Below are 23,467 nucleotides of genomic sequence, written 5' to 3'. Positions count from 1 at the left end.
GTTTTTGGTAAATATAAAGTATGAAACTCGGAATCATAGCAAATTTTTGTTAATGTACCACATTATTTTCGTTTGCAAATACCGAGAAATCATACTTGAACTGATTAGCGAAGAACTCAAACAGATTATGTTTGATATTGCAGAAGAATCAGATTTTGAAATCCTTGAAATAGAAACAGACAAAGATCACATCCATTTTCTGATTAAGAGTGTGCCGAAAGTTAGTGTTTTGTCAATTGTCAGAAAATTGAAACAAGAATCTACGAACAGAATATGGAAAACACAAAAAGAGTATCGGGAAAAGTATTATTGGAGTGAAAATACGTTATGGAGTGATGGTTATTTTGCGTCTACAATCGGAAATGTTAGTAAAGAGGCGGCAGAATATTATATACGAAATCAGGGGTGAAGTTGACGCTTATATCCCACGAAGCTAAAGACTTAGGGGTTTTACGCTTTGACCTATAAATCGGAACCCAGAAATCACTTGTTGACTTACATGCAACAACATTACATTTTTTCTGATATTACCCAATTTTTAAGTGCTAAAATTCCCTCATCATCTGTTCTATCAAACCGTTTTTGCTGTTTTTCTCCAGACCGACTGAGAATAGTAACAATATCAAAAATTATATAAATGTCTAGAACACAAGCTTTGTTATACTTTGTTTATACTTCAATCAAATAATATCACCCAATTTAGTTTGGACGGTGGAATTGCCTCAAAGGTCAATTTAGCATCCGTGGTCAAAGTCACATTTGAGCTTTCGATGGAAACTCACTGGTTAGTTTAACAATTGCTTCGAAAAACCAAAATTAGGACAACCTTACTGCCCAAGATAATTATGGAATCTATGGTCAAAAAAGGTTGAGGTAAAAAGTACTTTCATTTAGTTGTGCATGTTATCCAAAGAATATCATGTGCGTTTTATCTGCAACTCTCGTTATTCAAGAGAGATCCACCAAAAAAATAATTAGTTCTTAAACGATTAAGCTGGAGCTAAACCTCATTTATTACATAAGGCCATTAAATGCGGTTTTGTTATGGAAATTTATAGATATTGTTATGGAAATTTATAGATTTTGTTATGGAACTTTTTAGATTTTGTTATAGAAATTTTTAGATTTTGTTTAAATAAAAATCTCTTTGAGCAATAAGTATGACCGAGAAGATAAAATATCTTGATGGGCTGCGCGGTGTAGCTGCGATTAATGTGATGATAATGCATTTCTTCATCATATTAGTCCCGGCGATGATTTATAGTGATCGAATGCCTTCACATCTGGGAAATCTTGAACAGATTTTCTCGAGTACACCCCTGGGATTAATTGGTGCCGGGAACTTTTCGGTTTGCATCTTCTTTGTTCTCAGTGGCTACGTATTAACTCAAAAATATTTTAGAACTAAAGACAAAAAAATAATTATAAGTAGCGCAATGCGCCGATATATCCGGCTGTTTGTTCCGGTGCTAGCAGTAACAATACTATCATTTTTACTGGCATCAACTGGAGTATTCCATTACTATATTGAAACCGTAATGGTTTCCGGAAATAATAACTACGACAACTACTGGACTTTTACACCAAACATTGTCGATGCGGTTAAGCAGGCAGTGTGGGGATCTTTTTTTACAGGTGATGACACCTATAACCCGGTTTTATGGACAATGACAACAGAATTTTATGGATCTATGCTTGTTTTCGCAATGACTTTACTGTTCGGAGTGCAACGGAACCGCTGGACATTCTATCTTGCTGCGTCTGTGCTTTTCTTTAATTCTTACTATTTTGCCTTTATTATAGGGATGGGACTTGCTGACACGTTCAATGGTAAAACCTCGATATTTAAAACCGATAACAAAATAATATTATCTGTTGTACTGTTTTCAGGGTTATTTCTCGGATCGTATCCTGTAGGTACCGTGACAAGTGATTCATTATACGGTTTTCTCAATAACGGTCTCTTTGAAATCCCAAAGTTGACGTATCATATCCTGGGCGCCGCCATGATAATGTATGTCCTGTTGAACAGCCGATGGCTGCAAAAAGTCTTTTCCTCTTCAGTACCAGTATTTCTCGGAAAAATATCTTATTCGCTGTACCTGATACATTTCCTGATAATAAGCAGTTTCACCTGCGCACTGTTCCTCGCACTGCACCCGATATTACCATACTGGATAGCTGCTTTTATTTCGTGTTTTTTGTCTGTACTATTAATAATACCCTTGAGCTATCTGTTTTACAGGTACGTCGACATGACGGGCGTAGAACTATCAAAGATCTTTTATAACCGGGTGGTTGATCCTTTCATATACAGCATCTCCGGGAACACAAAGCAAAAACATATATCAAGCACGATTTTCGGAATATATAATAAGTTATTTAAATAATTTTTGAAGTTATTTAAAAAGTTATTTAAATAACGTTTTTATGTCTTCAACTATCTAAATCATGAATTTTAGTTAATTCAACAATGGGTAATTTCTTAATATGAAACCTATATAGTACCTCTGAATAAGATAGTACCATAATTTAGGTTTTAATCTGTTCTGCTCATTGAAGATAGCTATTTAATTCAAGGAACAGGCCTGAAGGGGATAAATGAAGAAAATCGAGCAATTTTCAGCAAAGAACCCGAATCCTGTGATCAGTATTGCAAAGGATAGAACAGTTCTTTACTCAAATGAAGCAGGTGAGCCTTTACTACATACATGGGGTGTGAGAGTCGGAGAAAAGTTACCTTACTGTATCGGAGATTTCGTGCAAAAAGCAATTTCACAGAATAGACCGGAAAAAATAGAAGTTAAAGTGGGAAGAAGAGTATACTTGATTTCTTTTCATCATTTCACCGAAGAAGAATTCACAAACCTCTATGGATTTGATATAACCGACCAGAAAAAGCTTGAAGAAAAACTCCGTATCAAGGAAAAGCAGAACGACATTCTCTACAGGATAGGTAAAATCGCTCTTAAATATGAAAACCTGCAAGACTTTCTGGATGAAAGCGTAAAGCTTATTGTAAGTATACTTGAAGTAGAGTACTGTAAAATTTTGGAATCCATGCCTGATGGAAACTTTCTGCTAAGAGCCGGGTTCGGATGGAAACCCGGGCTTGTAGGGAAAGCTATTGTTGAAGGGGAAAAGGAGTCACAGGCAGGGTATACCTTGCTTTCAAGGACGCCTGTGGTTGTAGAGGATTTTGAAAAAGAAAGCCGCTTTAAGAAACCGGAAATACTGAGAATGCACGAAGTGGAGAGTGGAGTAAGCGTTACAATAGGAAGTATTGGAAATATCTTTGGAGTGCTGGGTGTCCATTCCACGAGAAAAAGGAAGTTTACATCCGACGACACTTACTTTCTCAGTTCAGTAGCTTTTTTAATTGCACAGGTAATAGAACGCAAAAAAGCTGAAGAAGCCCTGAAAGAGGCACACAACAGTTTAGAAGAAAAAATTAGAGGACGTACAGTAGAGCTTGAGACGGCTTATCTGTCATTAAAAGAAAGCGAAAGAAGCCTAGCCGAAGCTCAAAAAATGGCTCATGTTGGAAATTGGGATATAAATTTTATTACTGGGGAATCACACTGGTCTGAGGAGACATGTCGTATTTTTGGGCGTAGTCTTCAAAATAATAGCATAGACTATGACGAATTTTTAAATTATGTACACCCTGACGATCGGGACTATGTGGATAAAATAATTGAGAACAGATTAAAAGGAGGTCCTCAAGACATTGATTACCGAATTGTCTTAGCTAACGGAGAAGAACGCATAGTCCATGATGAAATGGAAGTCATTTTCGACGAGAATAATGTTCCGATTAAAGCCAGAGGAATAGTTCAGGATATTACTGAACGTAAAAAAACTGAGAAAGCTCTGGCAAATCTTGAAACTGCTCGCCAGAAGGAAATTCATCACAGAGTTAAAAATAACCTGCAGGTTATTTCTTCCCTTTTGGACCTTCAGGCTGAAAAGTTCAACAAAAGAGAGTGTATTAAGGACTCAGAAGTCCTGAAAGCTTTCAGGGAAAGCCAGAATAGAGTTGTATCAATTGCTCTGATCCACGAAGAACTTTATGAAGGTGCAGAAACCGATAAAGTTGATTTTTCTCTATACCTGCAGAAACTTGTCGAGAATTTTTTCCAGACTTACAGGCTCGGAAATCTGGACATCAGTTTGAAAACAGATCTTAAAGAGAAAGTTTTCTTTGACATGGATATTGCAGTCCCATTAGGAATGGTTATTAACGAACTCGTTACCAATTCCTTCAAGTATGCATTTACAAACAGGAAAACAGGAGAAATCCAGATTAAGCTCTTCAGCGAAGAGAATAAAGATGAAGCGAATAATAGAAATGTAGCTGATAGAAAAAGTACCAGATATACTCTTATTGTCTCAGATAATGGAATTGGCATTCCAGAGAACGTCAATTTTGAAACGCCAGAAACGCTTGGTCTGCAGCTTGTAAATCTTCTGGTAGATCAGTTAGAAGGTAAGGTCAAGCTAAAGAGGGATAAAGGAACTGAATTTGTCATAGAATTCAGTGTGGAAGAAAAAGTGATTAAGAAAAAAGACTAATGTCTCGCCAATCTTCAAAAAGTTAAAGATTCAGAATAGTTATTGATATTGATTCAAAACAGTTATCGATATTGATTCAAAACAGTTATCGATATTGATTCAGAATAGTTATTGATATTGTACGACATTTTGCTGTTTACGTGACACTAGCTATTCAAAATCAATTTTTTATTGTGCTTTTGGACATTAGGGCTTGTATTTGGCACTGTTCCTAGATAGACTGCAATTGTCTCACTTCAGAACTACGAGATCGAGGTTCCGCAAGAGATGTATTTCGAGCTCCAGATTCTTTCCTCTTGAAGTCAGGCCCCTAAATTTGATGTGGTTTTCTTCGCTTTCGTAATCAATATAATCTGGGCATCTATCCTGCATGAAAAGCTGCAAAACTCTATTCTATTAAAGCTATTGAAAGCACCTGATGACGTCTACTGAGATTTTTTAAAAAACTATATCTCAAAAATATTGTCTCAAAATCAAGAACTTTCAGATTTAAGAAGAGTTCTCTGACTTCTTATTAAATTAGACCCCTTGAAAAATGATTAGTTTTTTAAGGGATATTAAACTTTATTTGCCCAATTAAATATAGTGTCAGCCCTCCCCCAGTTAAGGTACATTCATTAAATGATCTATTTGCTGTTTAAATGACTTAAATACTTTAATTGTTAAATTAAACGTTGATTTATCCTTACTTTTAACATTGAATTTTGTATGGATGAAAATGACATCAGATGCCTTATTTATAAATAAACATAAATTGTAAAAGAATAAAGTATTTATCTCAATTTTTTCTTGATTTAAAAGAGTATTATAGATTATTTATCTAAAAAATTGATTTTTAGACTGTACCTTAATTGGGGGAACTCTAAATGCATACTTATCATCTAAAATAAGTATTGTATGCCCTTAGTTTTAGTACTGATTTGGAAGGACCCTATATTAAATGGGATTACAAGTTTTTCCAGGTTAACAGGCTCGTACTGATAATATACAATGTCACTACTCATTGTCAAATAGAAATATCCGGAAGTTGCAGAAAGGTTATACTTGAAAGGATAAAGCATGGGTTAAGAAGGTGTTTATTACTATGGGAGCGCAGAGGGTCACGAATACCCTGACCTTTAGGTCGGGGATGAAGTGAACCCTCGCTGGCTGTTTTATATTCGCATAACTGTTTCAATCATCAGTTCTTTGTAAAATAAAGTTTTTTTTGGCACCATAACCACAGGTGGTGCCAGCCACCTATGGCTAGGATGTGATATAATGTTGGAACTACGTAGTTTTAGCCATGGCTATGGTCAGATTACCTACCACATCGTGTTGGTACCTAAATATCGATACAGTATATTCTACAACAAGCGGATTAAAAAGGATTGCGAGTTGATTCTCAGCAGTATTTGCATGGAAAAAGGCTACAAAATTCATGCAATGGAAGTTGTAGATGATCATGTTCACTTGTTTCTAGAGTTTCATCCAAGTACTTCTCTATCAGAGGTAATTCAATACTTGAAAGGAGGAAGTTCTTACAGACTTTTCAAGCTTCATCCTGAAATGAGACACCAGTATTGGAGTGGAAGTCTATGGTCAAGTGGAAAGTTCTATCGATCTGTTGGGAATGTAACTGCTGACACAATCAAGCATTATATTAAGGAATCGCAGGGAAAAACGAAAACAGAAGCTCAATCACAGAGGTTAAAAAAATCCGGGCAACGTAGAATTAATGAGTTCTAAGTACCAAAATAACCGGGCGGGCGGCCCGAAGCATACCCCATCCTTTAGGGTGGGGTGGCCGCACGCAATTTGATTTTTCTTAAATAATTTCCCCTCAGAAAACGATGGCTACTTATTAAGCCCCTGGACTCAGTTTTCAGTTTTTAAAATTGGTTCGTTTTCTTAAACCAGGTAGCTTTTTTAAACCAGGTAGCTTTTTAAGATAAGTTAATTTGTTTAAAATAGTTCTTTGTTTAAAATCAGTCGTTCACATGAGTTAGTTTATCTGCCATGGATAGATTTATAAATTGTTTATCACCTCGATTGATGAATCGTTTACAACAGTTTACAACAAACAGATTTATAAATTGCTTATCGTAATGGGTGTAAGAGGCGCTTTTATGATTGAAATGAAATTACACGGTACATACAATATCTACTATGCAATTCTCGGCATGCGGAACCCTATGAACTCCTGGCATCTTATGGACAGCAGCGAGCCTGATGAGGCAGGAAATTGCACGCTCGGGGAAAAGGACCTGAACCTGGCCCAGCGCCTGACCCTTGCAGGTAACGAGCACGGCAAATTTTTAAGGTTCATTACAGTCTGCTTTGACCTAACAGCCCCTCTCTACTGGTGGAAAGAGTTTGATACTTACAAGTTCGCAGAAAAGAACTCCACTTCAACGATGCACAAACTGACCAGCAGGGAGCTTGCTCCTCACGATTTTTCGTTTGACACCCTGACAGATTACAGGAACGACCAGATCCAGCACCTGAACGACCTTATCAAAGCCTACAAATCCCGCGAGGGAGATAGTGAAGAAGACAACGCATATCGGAAAGCGATTTTCAGGGAACTCGTCCAGGACCTTCCGAGCGCGTTTCTGCAGAAAAGGACCATTATAACCAATTATGCTGAACTCAGAAACATTTACTTCCAGCGCCGCAATCATAAGCTTGATGAGTGGATTGAGTTCTGCGCCTGGATAAAAGAGACGCTCCCGTATGCAGAAGAGCTCATTTGCCTGGAAAAGAAGGAGTAAAGGAATAAAAGAGTAAAACCGGAAATATCTTTTCCGTGGTCCCTGCTGGAAATAAATTGATCTCAGAACCCCAGGCCCTCACCGGTCGTGCGGACACGACCGGCTTTTCCCAAAATTAAGAGCCTATCCGAAAAGTGATTACTTGATACAACTTTTACAAAATGCAATATGAAAAACCGGAACGGATACTCTGATAGTATAGATTTATCGTGGCTTTTCAACATGCATTACTGACTTTTCGGATAGGTTCTAAATTGAAAAATTTGGAAAATTTGAAAAATTGCCCTTTCCAGTTTTATATTATAAGCTCTTGCCATTTAAGTATGAGACTAATAAACTTAGTTTTCATGTTTTCAATGAGTTTTTTAAGGGATTAAAACATGAATTTTTTATTGCTTACTTTTTCGTTTTACGCCAACTTTAATCAAAATAGATTTGAATTTTCGTGAGTTTTATTGTGGGTCTTTATGTCTTTAAATCTGGATTTCGGTTTTAATTCATATTTTTAAGTCTTAAATATTATTTTTATTATTGTATACACTTTAAATTTATTAATTATGAAGACCAAATAATGATCAGTGATCTTTTTGGAATACTCTTCTCTTGATTTTCAGATTACCCGATCCCCCAATGTGTCTCCCTATATATATCATGCCTCAATTCTGGAGGAGGGGAATGTTGTAGCGAGCAACGATTTTGAACTCAGGCGAGACCTGAAACTCTCTCAGATGCTTGAAAGTATAAAGAAAAAAGTTACCGAAAGCCCTGAAGAACCAGAAAAACATAACGAAAATGCAGAGGCACTGGAAGAAAAGGAAAGAGAAGTGCCACATATAGAATTTGGGAAAATGCTTTACAGCAAAGTATTTTCCGGTCAACTTGGCGAGTATTTCAACAAATCCATACAGGAAGTCCAGGAAAACGGCAGTGGACTCAGGATTTCACTCAGGTTTGGTGAAGATGTTCCGGAAATTTCAGCATTGCCCTGGGAATATCTCCATGACGACGAAGATTTTCTAATTAGAAGAAGAAACATCCTGATTTCAAGGCTGCCAGCAGGCATAAAGAAGAAAAAGCTTGAACCTCTTGATTCCGTACTCAGGATGCTGGTAATAATTTCCGGTCCTGATGACCCCAGGATTTCGCCTTTAAATACGGAAAAAGAACAGGAAATTATCCTTGAAGCCGTGGACAAACTTCAAAGAGATCAGAAAATAAAAGTGGATTTTACTGAAGATGCAACCTTTGAAAATATCGAAGGCTATCTTAACGAACAAGATTACCATCTTATCCATTTCACAGGCCACGGGATCAGCATAGATGGCAAAGGTCATCTTGTGTTTGAAACCGAAGACCAGAAAGCAAGACTTATTGACAACAAAACCCTTTCCGACCTTTTTTCCGAACGAGGCATCCGGCTTGTTGTGCTAAGTTCCTGTGAATCCGCCAAAGGCTCGAATAAAGAAGCTTTCGGGGACCTGGCCAGTATGCTCTCTAAAAAGGGAATTCCTGCTGTTGTGGCAATGCAATATTCGGTACTTGATGATGTCGCCACAAAGTTTGCATACAATTTTTACAGAGCAATTGCAAGCGGAAAACCTGTTGACCTTGCTTTAAAAGAAGCCAGACTCGTGATGAAGAACTTAGAAAACAGTAATGGATTTGATTTTGCAACCCCGGTACTTTATCTTTCAGATTGCAACTGCGTTAATGTAGGGAATTTAAAACCAGAACCTTCTGAATTTGTTGTTAAACCTATGATGATGCCGGATTTACAGGTCATGGAAAAAGGCTTTGTTGCCAGGAGAAAAGAACTCAGGCTTCTTGAAAGAGGCTTCAAGTCCGACGTAAAAAGAGCTGCAATCATCCACGGCTTTGGAGGGATTGGAAAAACCGTACTTGCAACTCGGTTTGCGTTGAAAATGGGCTATTACTTCGAAGGCACTCTGGGGATAAAATTTACTCCCACAACCAGACCGGAAGATGTCCTGAACAAATTCAACAGCTTTTTACTGATGAAAGGAAGACCTGAACTGAATCAGATCCTGAACCAGCAGGTTCCCCTTGAAGTTAAAACTACTCTACTGGTAAACATACTAAACCAGATAAGATTCCTGGTCATTTTCGATAACTTTGAAGATTGTCTGAATGAAGAAAAAAACGACATAGAAAACCTTGAACTTAAAGCATTCATCCAGCATCTCCTTAATAATACAACCAGAAACACAAAATTCCTCATAACAACCCGCTATGACTTTGATCCACTTGATGGCAGGCTTGCTTCCGGAATCGAACATATCTCTCTTCCAGAGCTCCATTTTCCTCAGACAAACTGGCTCATGAATAATTTTACTGAACTGGCAGATCTGGGAATTCAGAAGAAAAAGAAAATCTACAATGTCATAGGCGGCCATCCCTGGATAATAGGCCAGTTTGCAAAACATGCAGCTGTTCAGGGAGTAGATGATTTATTGCTGGATCTGTCACCCCTGAATAAAGAGCTTATTGAGTTTACCCTGCTGGAAAAGTCATTTTCCAAATTAGATGAGGACGCAAAAAAACTGCTCCTCTGCGCCTCAATCTACGAAGAAGCCGTCTCTGTCGAAGCGTTGTCATGGATTATAGGCAATGAGAAAGATGAATGTCCTGCTGTCGGAGAACCTCTGCAAAAACTCACCCAATGGGGTCTCATTTCAAAAGAGCAGGAGTACGATAAGAGCGTTTACTCGGAGCATACGATTGTAAAAATTTTTATACATAAAAAACTGAAAGAAGACGGACTGGACAAAAAAGAGCTTCTTATCAGAGCTGCCGGATACTATGAGAATCTGGTTTCTCAAACCGGAAGCCTCTGGGATTATCTAAAAGCACGCGATTATTACTTCCAGGCAGAAGATTGGGAAAGTGCAAATGAGGTTGTAGAAAATACGGTAAATCATCTTATTCGCTGGGGATATATTAAACTTGCAATGGATCTATTAAATGATTCTATTAACACGACATCAGGTGCTACAAAATTAAGTTGTGAGGGTACTCTGGCGAATATATTCTATAATCTCGGAGACATAAATACAGCATTAAAAATATATAATATCATTAAATATAAATATGAGGAAAGGGGAGATAATAGGGGGGTTGCAATAACACTGCACCAGCTTGGAATGATTCATCAGGATCAGGGCAACTACGAAGAAGCAGTCAAAAAGTATAACCAGTCACTGAAAATTGAAGAAGAACTGGGAGACAAAAGCGGAATTGCAATAACACTGCACCAGCTTGGAATGATTCATCAGGATCAGGGCAACTACGAAGAAGCAGTCAAAAAGTATAACCAGTCACTGAAAATGAAAGAAGAACTGGGAAACAAAAGCGGAATTGCAGGAACACTGCACCAGCTTGGAATGATTCATCAGAAGCAGGGCAACTACGAAGAAGCAGTCAAAAAGTATAACCAGTCACTGAAAATGAAAGAAGAACTGGGAAACAAAAGCGGAATTGCAATAACACTGCACCAGCTTGGAATGATTCATCAGGATCAGGGCAACTACGAAGAAGCAGTCAAAAAGTATAACCAGTCACTGAAAATTGAAGAAGAGCTTGGAGATAAAAGCGGAATTGCAATAACACTGCACCAGCTTGGAAATGTTCATTATTCTCAGGGCAACTACGAAGAAGCAGTCAAAAAGTATAACCAGTCACTGAAAATGAAAGAAGAACTGGGAAACAAAAGCGGAATTGCAATAACACTGCACCAGCTTGGAATGATTCATCAGAAGCAGGGCAACTACGAAGAAGCAGTCAAAAAGTATAACCAGTCACTGAAAATGAAAGAAGAACTGGGAAACAAAAGCGGAATTGCAATAACACTGCACCAGCTTGGAATGATTCATCAGAAGCAGGGCAACTACGAAGAAGCAGTCAAAAAGTATAACCAGTCACTGAAAATTGAAGAAGAGCTTGGAGATAAAAGCGGAATTGCAATAACACTGCACCAGCTTGGAAATGTTCATTATTCTCAGGGCAACTACGAAGAAGCAGTCAAAAAGTATAACCAGTCACTGAAAATGAAAGAAGAACTGGGAAACAAAAGCGGAATTGCAATAACACTGCACCAGATAGGAAGAATAAATGAAGAAGAGGGAGAATATAATAGTGCTCTCAGAAATTATTTAATCTCTTTTTCAATTTTTGAGCAACTTAATTCGCCTAACAAGGAAATTGTCGCAAGATCCCTTTTAAGACTGAGAGATAAAATGGGGGAAGAAGAATTTAATGCCGAATTTGAGAGGCTGGTGAATGAATGACTTCTGAACTTATAAAGTGCCCTCACTGCGGGTACAAATATTACACAGATATAGAAAAAGTTGTTGAAGATGGGGAAACTGTTGCAGTACGTTTAGGTTTTTCTGATATTAAAAAAGCATTCAGCCAAAAAACTCCCAAAAACCTGTATATAGATCTTACCTGCCCCAATTGCAAAAAAGAATTCGAATGGGAAGTAAAGGTATGACTGAAGGGGAAATTGAAAGCGGGGCTGGTGAGGAAGAGATTCCTTTTGTTCCCGTTGAGCCTAATCCTTTCTGGAAAAAGAACGCTGAAAAACTTGTTGGGGAATCTATTTCGGCTGTAGAAGATACAGCAAAACAGTTTGTTGTTGTCACAGGGCTGCTTCAGGGGATTTATTTTCACGCTATTGCTTTTTCTGATATAAAGGAAGCAGAAGGATATTCGGCTTTGATCTATCTGGCTCCGCTGGTTTTGTGGTTGCTGAGCTTGATTTTTGCGGTGATGGTGCTTTTCAGGAAAAAGTATGAGATAAATATAAACTCGACCAGAGACTCAAAAGAAAAATTTGAGGAAATGGTGAAAATTAAGTATGGATACATCCGTATTTCAGGGTTTTTCCTTATTCTTAGTTTCGTGGCGCTAGCAATTGCTTTTTTGTATTACCTGAATATATTTTAATTTTTTTTCAATGTTTGATTCTTTTCTTCTACGGAGATTTTCAGAAAAATATATTTAGTATGTATTTTAATTATCTGAAAGCCTCTTTGGAAACAAATAAATACACAAAACCTTTTACAGGTAGCCTAAGAGATAGAAATGACCGAACTTAAGAAAACGATTTCCTTCAGGCGAGGCATGGGGCTTGCAATCTGCATGCTTATAGGCACAGGCATTCTTGCACTGCCAGGCTTAGCACTTGATGCAGGCACAGTCTATGAAGCAATCCTCGGCTGGCTCCTTATAGCGATTGTCGCAGTTCCTCTCATCGAAGTCTGCTCCAGCCTTGGCCTTAAATTTCCTTCGACAGCCGGACTTGCAGGTTATGCTGAAAAAGCTGTTGGACCCTGGGGAGGATATGCGGTTTCCTACCTTGTTGGAGGCTCTTTCTTTTTCGGGCTTCCTGCGGTTGCCCTTATAGGCAGCGAATATATGAAGCAGCTTTTCCAGCTTTCAGACACAGGAGCAGCCCTTTTTGCAATCCTCCTTGTAACCCTGATGCTCCTTTCGAACCTGGCTGGAATAAGGGTTATCTCTCTAATCAATTATGCAGCTCTGGCTGTCCTTTTTCTGCTAATAGGCCTGCTCATTGTCTTTAACCTTGATTTTCTGGACTCAGGCCTCGTGATTGCTAGTGAAGCTCTTAGCGGTAACGCGCATATAGACCCGTATAATACGTGGAAAGTTGCAGCCCTCCTATTCTGGGCTTTCCTGGGCTGGGAAAACCTTTCTTTTTCCCTGGGAGAAATAAAAGATCCTGAAAAAAATGTACCTCGCCTTTACTGGCTAAGTTTTGCCCTTGTGACCTCAATTTACCTTGTACTTGCCCTTATCAGCACAGGAGCCAGTGTTTCAGGCGCTTCTCTTCAGGGAGCAGCCGGGCTTTCCGGCCTCGTGCTTTTCACTCCTGGAGGAAAACTCCTGATCTGGCTCATGATAATAGTTATTGCAGCAAACGCCTGTTCCTGGGATTTTACTGCAAGCCGCCTGCTGTACGCCGGGGGCAGGACTGGAATTTTTCCTAAGGTCTTCGGAAAGCTTTCAAAAAGGAATATCCCTGTGTCCAGCCTGGTTGGGCTGTATGTACTTTCAATTTTCCTGATTCTTGGAAGTTATCTCCTTAAAATTCCGGTATCAGCTATGATACTGTTCGTAAACCAGAACTTCGTTTTCCTTTATGCCTTCATTATAATTGCATACTGGAAAACCGAAAACGGCTGGAAGAAATGGATTTTTTCGGCTCTTTCACTCGTGTCCCTGAGTTTTTTGGTCTCTGGGTTTACCTGGGAAATTGCTTATCCGATCTTTTTGATAGGCTTTGGATACTACAGGTTTCTCAGGAGTAAAGGTAAAAGTTCTGCATCCAAAATTTCTGCATCCAAAATTCCTGCATCCAAAATGCCTATATCAAGAGTTTCTGGATCTAAAATGCCTGTATCCAAAATTTCTTCATCCAGTCCTGTATCCGGAAATGAAAGTTCACTTCGTGAAGACTCTCAGGAAATTTCTGGCTTGGCTAAACACTGAACGTTAAGCACTAAATGTGAACACTGAAATAAAAAATTTAAAGGGAAACCTATAAATCTTATGCTTCGTAAATATAATGAAACAGTTTACAAGCAACGTTTAAATTTTGCGGGGATGTGACCATAATTGTCGATAAGTGTAAAAGATTCACCTGGAAAAGGCAGGGGCATGTTTGCACAGCGGAATTTTAAAAGAGGCGAGGTAATAGAAACCTGTCCTGTTATAGTTTTACCCACTGAAGAGATAGATTCACTTGAGCTTACCCAGCTCTATAATTATTATTGCGCCTGGGATTCTAATTCAAAAGATGCAGCTATCGCGCTGGGCTGTGGTTCCCTTTATAACCATTCATACAACCCGAACGCAAGGTACTGTAAAGACTTCGAGAACAGCCTTTTAAAATACGTTTGCATAAGAGATATTCAGGAAGACGAGGAAATAACAATAAATTATAACTGTGACCCTAAGACCCCGCCACAGAATAACCGCTGCACATTCCCAATTGGGCATTTTGATTTTCACTATCAAGGTCTCCAATCAAAGTTACAAGAAATTATAAGTTGCATAGGTTATTTCGCTGCGGGCACTAAAACAAAACCCCGGTCTGGTTTGATCTTGCAGGTTAGAAAGATCTTAAAATTTGCTGAAAAGGGTAATTATTGATGTAGTCTATCAAATGGTCCTGAAAGAGAAGGTATTTCACTCTTTTAATTCACTCTTTTAAACTTCTTTAATCTTTTTTGATTTTGTGTGTGACGGGCGCGAAGTTTATATTTTCTTCGGCCACTTTATAATAAAAAGCTGACCTACAAGCTAGCCTATAAGCTAACCTACAAGCTGGCCTATAAGCTGACCTACAAGCTAACCTACAAGCTAACCTACAAGCTAACCTATAAGCTAGCTGTGAAACTTAATCCCGGGTCAATTAAAAGCCAAAACTTCTCCTGAAGTTACAAAAAGGAGTCCAAAATGGAAAACGCATTTCTTACTGTTTTTCGGGTAAGTCTGTTTGAAACCTTCTATGTCACAGGCTCTCTGATTCTTGTCGGGATAATACTCGGCTTTCTTGAGAATCGGGCTAACTTTTACGTCCAGAGAGCTTTTGGCAGGAAAGGAATTCTGGCTACAGCCTGGATAGGTACTCCCATTCACGAACTTGGCCACCTGCTGATGTGCTATGTATTCAGGCACAAAATAACTAAATTCAAGCTGTTTTCCCACAAGGAAAATGACGGAACCCTTGGATACGTCAATCACAGCTGGAACCCAAAAAGCCTCTACCAGAACATAGGAAACTTTTTCATAGGCATGGGCCCAATCTTCAGCGGGACCGTGGCTCTTATTATCGGCATGAAACTGTTGCTGCCGGATTCCTTTTCCAGGGTTGCCGATTATCTTACCCTTGAGCCCACCCAGCCGGACCAGTATATTTTGACAAAAATCTTCGCCCTTACCGCAGGTCTCTTTCAAAGCATATTTTCGGTAGAAAACCTGTTTTCTCTCAATTTCTGGATTTATTTTGCCCTGGCAATCGCGATCTCTTCGCATATAGCCCTGAGCAAAGAAGACCTTAAAGGAGCAGGTAGGGGTTTTGTAACCATACTCTTTTTTATTTTGCTGATAAATTTGGTTGCCCTTGTTTTCAATGCTGATTTCTCCGGCCTTTTTGCAGAGATTTTGGCTCTAAATGTATATCTTGTGGCCTTTTCAATGATTTCAATTGTTTTTTCTTTAATCAGGCTGGTTTTAAGTGCTTTTGTTTATTATCTGGTCTAAAAATTCCTTAAATGTAGTACCTCCATCATATAAATGTTAAAGAATTTCAAATCAGGATAATAGAACCTAGATTCGGCAGGTCGACATAAGGAATTTGAATATTTCTCTTGATATCGTTTTTGAATATTTGATAAATATACATTAGATTTAAAGCTGGTTAACTTGTGGCTCAACTCCCACGACACATATAAACACCGAATCATTTTTCCATTAAAGTTTAGTATGAGAGATTATGTTTGGATCATATGTAAACTTCACAACTACACACAATAAGGGATCATCATTTCAAAATTGCCATCAGTAAAAAGTATCGAAAATGAAATGTCGACCTGCCTAATCTAGGCTGAAATCCTTGAAATTATATTTATCATTCTTCAAGTGTTTCAAAACACCAGTCATATAACTCTGGAAGATCAAACAGCAAAGAATCAAAAAATAGAAACTCGTGTAAAAAATTAATTACTTAGTTGATAACGATTGTTCAATTCAAACAAAGCTTTTTGGCAAATAAATTGAGAGATTAGTAATGAGATTAATCGGTAATGAGATTAATCGCTCTAAAGTACAAAATTAAATTACAGATTTATATTTATTGTGTATGTTGAGAAATTATCGCAATCGCCTAGTCTCATTCCGACACGTCTTCCTGTAGTAGTATTGCTGCAATGAGCAAATGCAGTTTGAGCCACATAGGCACCGTAAGGTCCATTCCATATGAGGCCTCCTCCTTCAGCATAATAATGGAAATACTGCCTGGCCAGGATCTATTTCCCACCATCCTTCTACTAGCCAGTCACCACGTGCATTACATATATCCGGCGCATAACGCATAATAGCAACATAAACCGTAGAAGAAGTATTATTTTTAAAATAAATATCGGTCACAGTTATTCCTCCCTAGCAAATCTTTCCGAAAGAGGTGTTCTTGGGATATCTTCAGCACTTCTGGGTGGCATAACAGCAGTTATAACTTCTTTTTCTAATTTGATTGTTTCAGCCTTAACTGGTGGTTCTTCAAAGCCAGATTTAACATTGGAGACTCCAGGTTGCTTTTCTGCTTCCATGGGAAATTTTTGTGGGACTGCAGGTTCTTCCTATTCTGCTTTCATGGGAAAATCTTGTGGGACTGCAAGTTCTTCCTTTTCTGTCATTTGCTCTCTCTTTTCTTTCATATATATACCTCATTTAAATTTAAACTAATTTCGTTTTTTTCGCTCTTGTTAAACAGAAGTCGTCAGCTGTTGAAAGCTGCAGATATATACAATGACTCTCAGATTTCGCTAATTTTAGTTACTCTGATCAATAACTTGCGGACGAGATCCGAAAAGATTGAACAGTTGATATTGTTTCCATCAGTATAACACCATAAAAATATGTCAGTAATATCAATTTCAATGGCGCATTTTAGGCAAGTAACTTATTTTTATGCTTTAACGACCATTTTTATTTAACTCTCCTTTATATTAATAAATATATTTAATTAATTTTATAATGAGCCTATCCCAAAAGCCACTTTACTCTTAATCATTGGGAATTCTCAGAATTATTTTCATGATCATGAGCTTGATTGATTATTCAAAATACAAGGTCCAAGAAGCAAATTTCAAGTTTTGGGATGACCTCAATATAAAAAGATCTAGGAAATTGTGTTTAGAATCTGATGTTTTACCAATTTCTCAATTTACGCTTTAAAACTCAATTAAAGGCGCTAAATTCTCTTTTTTCAAAAAAACTACATTAAAAAACTTAGAGCTTATCCGAAAAGCCATTAATGCATATTGAAATGTCACTAGCTCTATAGTATTAAAGTATCCGTTTCAGTTTTTGCATATTGTACAAGTTGTAGCAGGTAACCACTTTTCGGACATGCTCTTAGATATTCAACCTTCTAAAAGCTCCTGGTGTTCCTATCAGGTCATATCTCTCTATCTTAAAAGCCGTAAGTGCTGTAAGTAATGTAGTAACATTGATTATGAGAGTAAATTTTAGCCTACTTACTTCCTCTTGTACTGTTTTTAATCTCTCGTACCAAACATCGTGATTTGAGTTTTTCCTTTCAATATGGCTCTCAGGTTGTACTCTATTTTTAGAGGATGTTTTCAAAAAATAACATTTTTCTCACTATCGTTTTTGGAGGAGTATTCAAAAATCCCCAGTTATCATCTCGAGATGATCCCAAAACTTGAAATCATATCTCGCGACATCTAAGTCAAATAGTTAAGAATGTTTTAAAAATAACTTCAAGTTTTTACCTCTGGAATTGCTCAATAATTCCATTTCCCCAAATAATCATCAAAAACAATTTTCATATTTTCTTTTTACCTCAGCCAGGCTTTCGAATCCTGTCATCCGGTGTCTTTATACCATTAGCGATTTCATTAATTCCAGCCATGACAAGTTTGGAAATGACAGCCCAATACACTACTTATATACTTTTGTCCACCATGAACTAACTTAATTGCTTCTATAGCTGCATATTTCTTCTGTCTTTCCCATTTTAAGAAGCAACAAATTTCATGTGTTGTTCTGTTTTTTCAGAATATTTTTCACGTAGCATCCAAGTAGATTCCTTTATGGTTTGTAAGCAGTTTAAACAGAATTATCTTTAGGCAACGAAAATATTTGAAATTATATCCTTGTCATTCCTAAATTAAGTTTTCAGAAATATGATTCTAATAAACATTTCTGCTGGATATATATTACAAAATAATAGATAAACCAAGAGTTCTAGTTTGAAAGCTTTTAAACAACTTGTGAAAAAGAATTAGTTCGTATTATTAGATAATTACTCATTTAGATAATTACTCATTTAGATAATTACTCATTTAGATAATTACTCATCAAAAGAGGAGATATATATGGATATTCTAACTGATTTATCCATAAAAATTGCAGAAGCTACAGTTCCTGATGAGACTGATCTAGCCCCTCTTATGACTGATGCTTTTGTTCGAGGTGGCGAAGAAAAAGAAGCCCTTTTTGACAAACATGAAAGTGCAGAACTGGGGGCTTTCGGACTACTTGAAGGAACTTTAATATTCCCATGGATTCTGAAGGGAATAGCTATTGCTTCTCCTTTTATACTTAAGATACTAAAAGTAGATGGCGACGATCTCTCAGTAATAAACAACTTTTTAAGTATATGTGAAAAGTTGAAGATTAAGGAAAAAACCAGTAAAATTCCTGAAAAATACTCACTACCTCTCACGAACATATTTGAAACTTTTACATTGGAACTAAAAGCTTCTGGCCTTCCTGATGAACAATGTGAAAAAGTTATTTCAAATGTTGTTATTACATTGCTAAAGGATCCATCCGTTTCTATACTCTTTGTGGAAAAAGTTGCTGGATCAAAGTGATATTATGCCCGAAAACGGAAAGTGCCAATCCCTTCCACCATGGTTGTGGGTATGGTTTATTGTGTACATATATATGTTGCCTACTCAAATAGAATTACTTAAAGAATATCTTGAATCTTTTTTATTTTCTACAGACCCAACATACGCAAACTTAACCCTTATTAGTAGATTTAAGTTGGTAAACTTGCCCTTCTGGATTCCCAGTATATTTTTATTTTTAGGTGCTTTAAGTGTTTTGTTCCCTTTTATACGAACTCGTTACGTTGAAAAAAAATATAAACTAACTGAAAATTATCCGGTAATTCCTGCAATGGCAGAAATTGAAGACTTTCTTAAATTGCACGCTCCGGATCTTAAAATCAAAACCAATCTTCTCAGCCAGAGTGAAGAAGTATTTATCTATCCCATCGGTTATCGTAAGACAGGCATAGCAATATTTGGAAAATTTATCAAGTCCTGGCGCTCGGACAGAGAAAGTTCTCAAGAAATACTTCTCCATGAAATTGGACACTATCGAAATGGAGATGCTTTTATTCTCGGAGCAGGTAGTTTTTTTGAATTCGTGGTTAAGCACTCTATAGGTATTATTGCCTTTGTTTTCCTGATTCAAATATTTCTAGTTTTAGTTGATCTGACCGAATCTGCCTCTCATAATATACTTGCAGCCACAATGTTTCTTCTGTATTCATTAACAGACCCAATAGTTATTCTCTTCGAAACCTTAGGCTTCTTCACCCTTCCTATTGTAGGGATCTGGTCTGCGGAACTTAATGCGGATAGATTTATGCTGACATCAAAAATAAATTCCACTGAAAATTCACTAAAAGTCACTGAAAATTCATTAAAAATAATGGAAAAACTGAAAAAAGAAAAATCATTTAAAAAATGGCTTCTTGCTCAAGTAACCCATCCTCCAAATACTCTGAGATGCTGGATGGCGGTCCACTCTGGTAAGGAAAGAAGTGTCTTGCTATTTCTTTTTCTTTTTCCCCTAGCTTATTTGTTTCAATTATTTATGCTAACAATCTACGCATTATCCAGCTACATCGTAATCTTTCTCTTTGGAGCAAGCAATGTACAAGAATTTTCGGGAAAGTTGCTTAAATATGTAATGACATACATAGATACGAGGTCATTTACCTGGTTATTTTTTTCCATAATAGTTGTACTATGGCCCATCCTGGCAGTTTATTGGGTTAGATTTTTTTCCGGACTGCGTGAAACATATAATCTGGAACATTACAAGTCTTACTTCTCAAGTGCACTGGTCTTATTATGCGTTTTTACCCTTTCATATATCTAAAAGCCTAAAATCTGTTAGATCAACCAAAGATACCAAAATATTGAGATCTACAATCTCAATATTTTTTAATGCCATAGAACTACTCAGTGATGTTTAACAATTTCTTAAATTCTTCATTATCCCATAAATGTTCAAATTTACTGTCTACTCTTGCCATTTCTTTGTACGCCGGATTGATTTCAATAGCGCGCTTCAAATCAGATATTGACTGCTCTTTGTCATTGATAAGAGAATACAAACATGCACGATTATACCAGGCAAGTGAGTACTCAGGGTCAAGTTCAATTGTTTTATTGTAGTTTTTCATCGCTTCTTCGTAGTTACCTATCAAGAAAAATGCTGATCCCCTATTATTCCAAGTTTCTGTATTACTTTGATCAATCTCAATTGTTTTATTATAAGCTTTTACTGCTTCTTCATACTTACCAAATTCGAAAAGAGCTAGTCCTTTGTTAGACCAAATAAGTGAATTTTGAGAGTCAATTTCGAGTGCTTTATCAAAAGATTTCATTGCTTCTTCGTAATTACCAAGACTGGACAGAGCTATTCCTTTATTACACCAGGCAAATGAATTATGAGGGTCAATTTCAAGTGTCTTATTAAAGGCAGTTACTGCTTCCTCATAACGGCCTAAGCTACAAAGAGTATTCCCTTTATTGTACCAGGCATCTGAGTATTGGGGGTTAATTTCAACTGCTTTATTGTAGGCGTTCAATGCTCCTTCGTAATCATATAAACTAGAAAGAGTGTTCCCTTTATTATTCCAGGCAGCTGAATCCTGAGAGTTAAGTTCAATCGCCTTATCGTATGACTTTAATGCCTCTGCGTAATAGCTTGAATTGTTGAGAGCTAACCCTTTATTATTCCAGGCAAGTGAATTTTGAGGTTTAAGTTCAATCGCTTTGTCATATGCTTTTATTGCCTCCTCGTAATTCTTTAAACTAAAAAAAGAATTTCCTTTATTGAACCAGGCATCCGCATATTCTGGGTCAAGTTCAATTGCCTTATCATAGGCTTTTACTGATTCTTCGTAATTACCTGAATAGTAAAGAGCTAACCCTTTATCGTTCCATGAGACTTCTGGATCTTCGGAATCGCTTACTATCTCTCTATTATGAGCTCGTAACGCTTCTTCGTAATTGTTTAAATGACCAAAAGCAATTTCTCTATTATTCCAGGTGAGCGGGTCTTGAGGTTCGATCTCAAGTGCTTTATCATAAGCTTTTATTGCTTCTTCATAATCACCTAAACTGGACAGGGCTTTACCTTTATTGGTCCAGGCGTCTAAGTTTTTAGGATCGAGTTCAATTGCCTTATCACAGGCTGTTATTACTCCCTCATACTCACCTGAATTGTAGAGGGCATTTCCTTTATTAACCCAGGCAATAGAATTCCGAGGATCAATTTCTATTGATTTATCAAAAGCTTTTATTGCTCCTTCATAATTTCCTAATATGGACAGAACTAATCCCTTATTGGCCCAGGTAACTGAACTTGAAAGGTTAATCTCTATTGCCTTATCAAAGGCTTTAATCGATTCTTCGTAACTTCCTAAGTTAGACAGAGCAATTCCTTTATTATTCCATGGACCTGGATCTTGAGGGTCAATTTCTATTGCTTTATCGTATGCTTTTATTGCCTCATCATAGTTCCCTAAACTAGACAGAGCATTTCCTTTATTATTCCAAGCAGATGATTTTTTGGGGTCTAATTCAGTTGCTTTGTCAAAAGCTTCAACTGCCTCTTCGTAATTACCTAAATTTTTGAGAATCGATCCTTTATCATACCAGGCAACTGCATTTTGAGGGTTTACTTCTATGGCTTTATCTAAAGCTTTTATCGCTTCCTCGCGGTTACCTACATTGTAAAGAGCAAATCCTTTATTACTCAAAGCCTCTGAATTCTGAGGATCAATTTCTATTGCTTTGTTGTAGAATTTGATTGCTTCTTCGTAGTTACCTGAACTAGCTACAGCGAATCCTAAACCATTCCAGGCAACTGAGTTTTGAGGATCAAGTTCAATTGATTCATTATATGCTGTAATTGCTTCCTCGTAACTATTTAATTTAGACAAAGCATTTCCTTTATTAGCCCAGACACGTGGGTTTTGAGGATCAAGCTCAATTGTTTTATTGCAGGCTTTTACTGCTTCCTCATAATTACCTGAGTTGTAAAAGGCTAATCCTTTCTTATACCAGGCTTCTTTATACTCCGGATAGATCTCAATTGCCTTATTGTAGGCTGTTATTGCTTCCTGGTAATTACCTAGCTCCTGAAGAGCTGACCCTTTATTATACCAAGCAAGCGAGTTTCGAGGATCAAGTTCAATTGCATTTTCACTAGCCTCTAGTGATTCTTTGTAGGCTTTTGTTGATTCTTCTTGCTTGCCTAACTCGTATAGAGTTTTCCCTTTATTATACCAGAAAAGCGAGTTTTGAGGGTCAAGTTCAATTGCTTTATTATAGGCTTTTATTGCTTCTTCATAATTACTTAAATTGGAAAGTGCAACTCCTTTATTATTCCAAGCCTCTGGATTTTGAGGATCAAGTTCAATTGCTTTATCGTAAGCATTTATTGCTTCTTTATAATTACCAGAATTAGCTAATGCATCTCCTCTTACAATCCAGGCAATTGGGCTCTCATGCACAAAATACATAGCAACAAAAAAAATCGTTAATATAATAATAAAAAGAATAATATTTTTATATTTAAATCCTTTCAACTTTTCGGTTTTATCTGTACTGTTTCCATAATAAGACATAACTAAATACACAAACAGTGATATAATGATAAGCATCATAATAAACACAAATAAACTGTATAAGGAAGCTTGCAACTCTAAAAAATTATTCATAAAACTCAACCAGTCCCCTATTTCCCCATTAATAGGTTCTGTTAATTAGATTACGCACACCTGCTTATTGGCAAGCTTAAATAAACAGATTTGATTTCACATATATTTCTCTATCTTTTTGCATACTAATTATTAATAAAGTAAATCTAACTATCTGATCATATTTATCCGATTAAATGTGCTGTTACAAAGCTCAAAATCGCAGTGTCTCAAATTTGCTGTAAATCTGAAGTCAAGTTTTTTACGTAATATGAAGAAAATTAATTTCATGATACGGAATTTAGGATATGCTCAATATTAAAGAAAATGAAAAATA

The 23,467-nt window shown here is 37.0% G+C and carries 17 protein-coding genes and 1 pseudogene; 13 read left to right on the top strand and 5 right to left on the bottom strand.

Annotated elements, in window-relative coordinates; genetic code table 11:
- Positions 1-4 precede the first annotated feature (4 nt).
- Positions 5-409 (top strand): IS200/IS605 family transposase, encoded by a 405-nt coding sequence (tnpA, locus tag MSBRW_RS11405; protein ID WP_011307544.1) that lies wholly within the window; start codon positions 5-7, stop codon positions 407-409.
- Positions 410-458: 49 nt separating this feature from the next.
- Here the strand turns inward: tnpA (MSBRW_RS11405) and MSBRW_RS22300 are convergent.
- Positions 459-639: pseudogene (locus MSBRW_RS22300) on the bottom strand (IS110 family transposase); the annotation flags it as partial.
- Between the two features lie 521 nt (positions 640-1,160).
- On the opposite strand from MSBRW_RS22300, the gene MSBRW_RS11400 reads away from it, so the two are divergent.
- Together MSBRW_RS11400 and MSBRW_RS11395 are read left to right on the top strand one after the other, a co-directional pair.
- Positions 1,161-2,390 carry an acyltransferase family protein gene (locus tag MSBRW_RS11400; protein WP_011307545.1) on the top strand — a complete coding sequence of 410 codons (1,230 nt, stop codon included), beginning with the start codon at positions 1,161-1,163 and terminating at the stop codon, positions 2,388-2,390.
- A 211-nt stretch (positions 2,391-2,601) separates the two neighbouring features.
- A complete protein-coding gene (locus MSBRW_RS11395; RefSeq protein ID WP_011307546.1) occupies positions 2,602-4,575 on the top strand; it encodes a histidine kinase dimerization/phosphoacceptor domain -containing protein in 1,974 nt (657 codons plus the stop codon).
- 231 nt (positions 4,576-4,806) lie between these two features.
- Here MSBRW_RS11395 and MSBRW_RS22295 read toward each other — a convergent pair whose 3' ends face one another.
- Entirely contained in the window at positions 4,807-4,947 is a 141-nt protein-coding gene (locus MSBRW_RS22295; protein ID WP_155398221.1) for a hypothetical protein, read from the bottom strand.
- An 888-nt stretch (positions 4,948-5,835) separates the two neighbouring features.
- Here MSBRW_RS22295 and tnpA (MSBRW_RS11390) point away from each other — a divergent pair.
- From tnpA (MSBRW_RS11390) to MSBRW_RS11355, 8 genes are all read left to right on the top strand, one after another.
- Positions 5,836-6,303, top strand: coding sequence for an IS200/IS605-like element ISMba16 family transposase (tnpA, locus tag MSBRW_RS11390; protein ID WP_011305479.1), 468 nt, complete (start codon positions 5,836-5,838; stop codon positions 6,301-6,303).
- A 380-nt stretch (positions 6,304-6,683) separates the two neighbouring features.
- Positions 6,684-7,328, top strand: a complete 645-nt coding sequence (locus MSBRW_RS11385; protein ID WP_011307547.1) for a hypothetical protein — start codon at positions 6,684-6,686, stop codon at positions 7,326-7,328.
- Between the two features lie 587 nt (positions 7,329-7,915).
- Positions 7,916-11,632 carry a tetratricopeptide repeat protein gene (locus tag MSBRW_RS20335; RefSeq protein WP_011307548.1) on the top strand — a complete coding sequence of 1,239 codons (3,717 nt, stop codon included), beginning with the start codon at positions 7,916-7,918 and terminating at the stop codon, positions 11,630-11,632.
- Positions 11,629-11,838, top strand: coding sequence for a hypothetical protein (locus MSBRW_RS11375; protein ID WP_048102874.1), 210 nt, complete (start codon positions 11,629-11,631; stop codon positions 11,836-11,838). Before MSBRW_RS20335 ends, MSBRW_RS11375 begins: the two co-directional genes overlap by 4 nt.
- On the top strand, positions 11,835-12,293 hold the full coding sequence (locus MSBRW_RS11370; RefSeq protein WP_011307549.1) for a hypothetical protein: 459 nt from the start codon (positions 11,835-11,837) through the stop codon (positions 12,291-12,293). The genes MSBRW_RS11375 and MSBRW_RS11370 overlap by 4 nt, the downstream gene beginning before the upstream one ends.
- A 138-nt stretch (positions 12,294-12,431) precedes the next feature.
- Positions 12,432-13,859, top strand: coding sequence for an APC family permease (locus MSBRW_RS11365; protein ID WP_011307550.1), 1,428 nt, complete (start codon positions 12,432-12,434; stop codon positions 13,857-13,859).
- A 126-nt stretch (positions 13,860-13,985) separates the two neighbouring features.
- Positions 13,986-14,522 carry an SET domain-containing protein gene (locus tag MSBRW_RS21260; RefSeq protein ID WP_011307551.1) on the top strand — a complete coding sequence of 179 codons (537 nt, stop codon included), beginning with the start codon at positions 13,986-13,988 and terminating at the stop codon, positions 14,520-14,522.
- A gap of 306 nt (positions 14,523-14,828) precedes the next feature.
- Complete coding sequence (locus tag MSBRW_RS11355; RefSeq protein ID WP_011307552.1) at positions 14,829-15,635, top strand: hypothetical protein; 807 nt, start codon at positions 14,829-14,831, stop codon at positions 15,633-15,635.
- A gap of 628 nt (positions 15,636-16,263) precedes the next feature.
- On the opposite strand, the gene MSBRW_RS22290 is transcribed toward MSBRW_RS11355, so the two are convergent.
- Together MSBRW_RS22290 and MSBRW_RS22285 are read right to left on the bottom strand one after the other, a co-directional pair.
- Positions 16,264-16,413, bottom strand: coding sequence for a hypothetical protein (locus MSBRW_RS22290; RefSeq protein ID WP_155398220.1), 150 nt, complete (start codon positions 16,411-16,413; stop codon positions 16,264-16,266).
- A 109-nt stretch (positions 16,414-16,522) separates the two neighbouring features.
- The gene (locus MSBRW_RS22285) at positions 16,523-16,699 is read right to left on the bottom strand and encodes a hypothetical protein (RefSeq protein WP_155398218.1); all 177 of its coding nucleotides are present in this window, start codon (positions 16,697-16,699) and stop codon (positions 16,523-16,525) included.
- Between the two features lie 1,794 nt (positions 16,700-18,493).
- Here MSBRW_RS22285 and MSBRW_RS11345 point away from each other — a divergent pair.
- Both MSBRW_RS11345 and MSBRW_RS11340 read left to right on the top strand, forming a co-directional pair.
- Positions 18,494-18,994: a hypothetical protein gene (locus MSBRW_RS11345; protein ID WP_011307553.1), complete on the top strand. Its 501-nt coding sequence runs from the start codon at positions 18,494-18,496 to the stop codon at positions 18,992-18,994.
- A gap of 4 nt (positions 18,995-18,998) precedes the next feature.
- On the top strand, positions 18,999-20,297 hold the full coding sequence (locus MSBRW_RS11340; RefSeq protein WP_011307554.1) for a M48 family metalloprotease: 1,299 nt from the start codon (positions 18,999-19,001) through the stop codon (positions 20,295-20,297).
- 79 nt (positions 20,298-20,376) lie between these two features.
- On the opposite strand, the gene MSBRW_RS11335 is transcribed toward MSBRW_RS11340, so the two are convergent.
- Complete coding sequence (locus tag MSBRW_RS11335; protein ID WP_080565372.1) at positions 20,377-23,151, bottom strand: tetratricopeptide repeat protein; 2,775 nt, start codon at positions 23,149-23,151, stop codon at positions 20,377-20,379.
- Positions 23,152-23,467 lie beyond the last annotated feature (316 nt).

It is taken from the genome of Methanosarcina barkeri str. Wiesmoor (assembly GCF_000969985.1).
Classification (GTDB): domain Archaea; phylum Halobacteriota; class Methanosarcinia; order Methanosarcinales; family Methanosarcinaceae; genus Methanosarcina; species Methanosarcina barkeri_B.
The sequence above is the reverse complement of the archived record's forward strand: the minus strand, read 5'-3'. Positions and strand labels throughout refer to the sequence as shown.

Bases quoted from the DNA above. Each gene is read 5' to 3' on its own strand.
- MSBRW_RS11400 (WP_011307545.1), top strand. From the start codon at position 1,161: ATGACCGAGAAGATAAAATATCTTGATGGGCTGCGCGGTGTAGCTGCG.
- MSBRW_RS11365 (WP_011307550.1), top strand. From the start codon at position 12,432: ATGACCGAACTTAAGAAAACGATTTCCTTCAGGCGAGGCATGGGGCTT.
- tnpA (WP_011305479.1), top strand. From the start codon at position 5,836: ATGTTGGAACTACGTAGTTTTAGCCATGGCTATGGTCAGATTACCTAC.
- MSBRW_RS11385 (WP_011307547.1), top strand. From the start codon at position 6,684: ATGATTGAAATGAAATTACACGGTACATACAATATCTACTATGCAATT.
- MSBRW_RS11335 (WP_080565372.1), bottom strand. From the start codon at position 23,151: ATGAATAATTTTTTAGAGTTGCAAGCTTCCTTATACAGTTTATTTGTG.
- MSBRW_RS22295 (WP_155398221.1), bottom strand. From the start codon at position 4,947: ATGCAGGATAGATGCCCAGATTATATTGATTACGAAAGCGAAGAAAAC.
- MSBRW_RS11370 (WP_011307549.1), top strand. From the start codon at position 11,835: ATGACTGAAGGGGAAATTGAAAGCGGGGCTGGTGAGGAAGAGATTCCT.
- MSBRW_RS22290 (WP_155398220.1), bottom strand. From the start codon at position 16,413: ATGGTGGGAAATAGATCCTGGCCAGGCAGTATTTCCATTATTATGCTG.
- MSBRW_RS22285 (WP_155398218.1), bottom strand. From the start codon at position 16,699: ATGGAAGCAGAAAAGCAACCTGGAGTCTCCAATGTTAAATCTGGCTTT.
- MSBRW_RS11395 (WP_011307546.1), top strand. From the start codon at position 2,602: ATGAAGAAAATCGAGCAATTTTCAGCAAAGAACCCGAATCCTGTGATC.
- MSBRW_RS11340 (WP_011307554.1), top strand. From the start codon at position 18,999: ATGCCCGAAAACGGAAAGTGCCAATCCCTTCCACCATGGTTGTGGGTA.
- MSBRW_RS11345 (WP_011307553.1), top strand. From the start codon at position 18,494: ATGGATATTCTAACTGATTTATCCATAAAAATTGCAGAAGCTACAGTT.
- MSBRW_RS11355 (WP_011307552.1), top strand. From the start codon at position 14,829: ATGGAAAACGCATTTCTTACTGTTTTTCGGGTAAGTCTGTTTGAAACC.
- MSBRW_RS11375 (WP_048102874.1), top strand. From the start codon at position 11,629: ATGACTTCTGAACTTATAAAGTGCCCTCACTGCGGGTACAAATATTAC.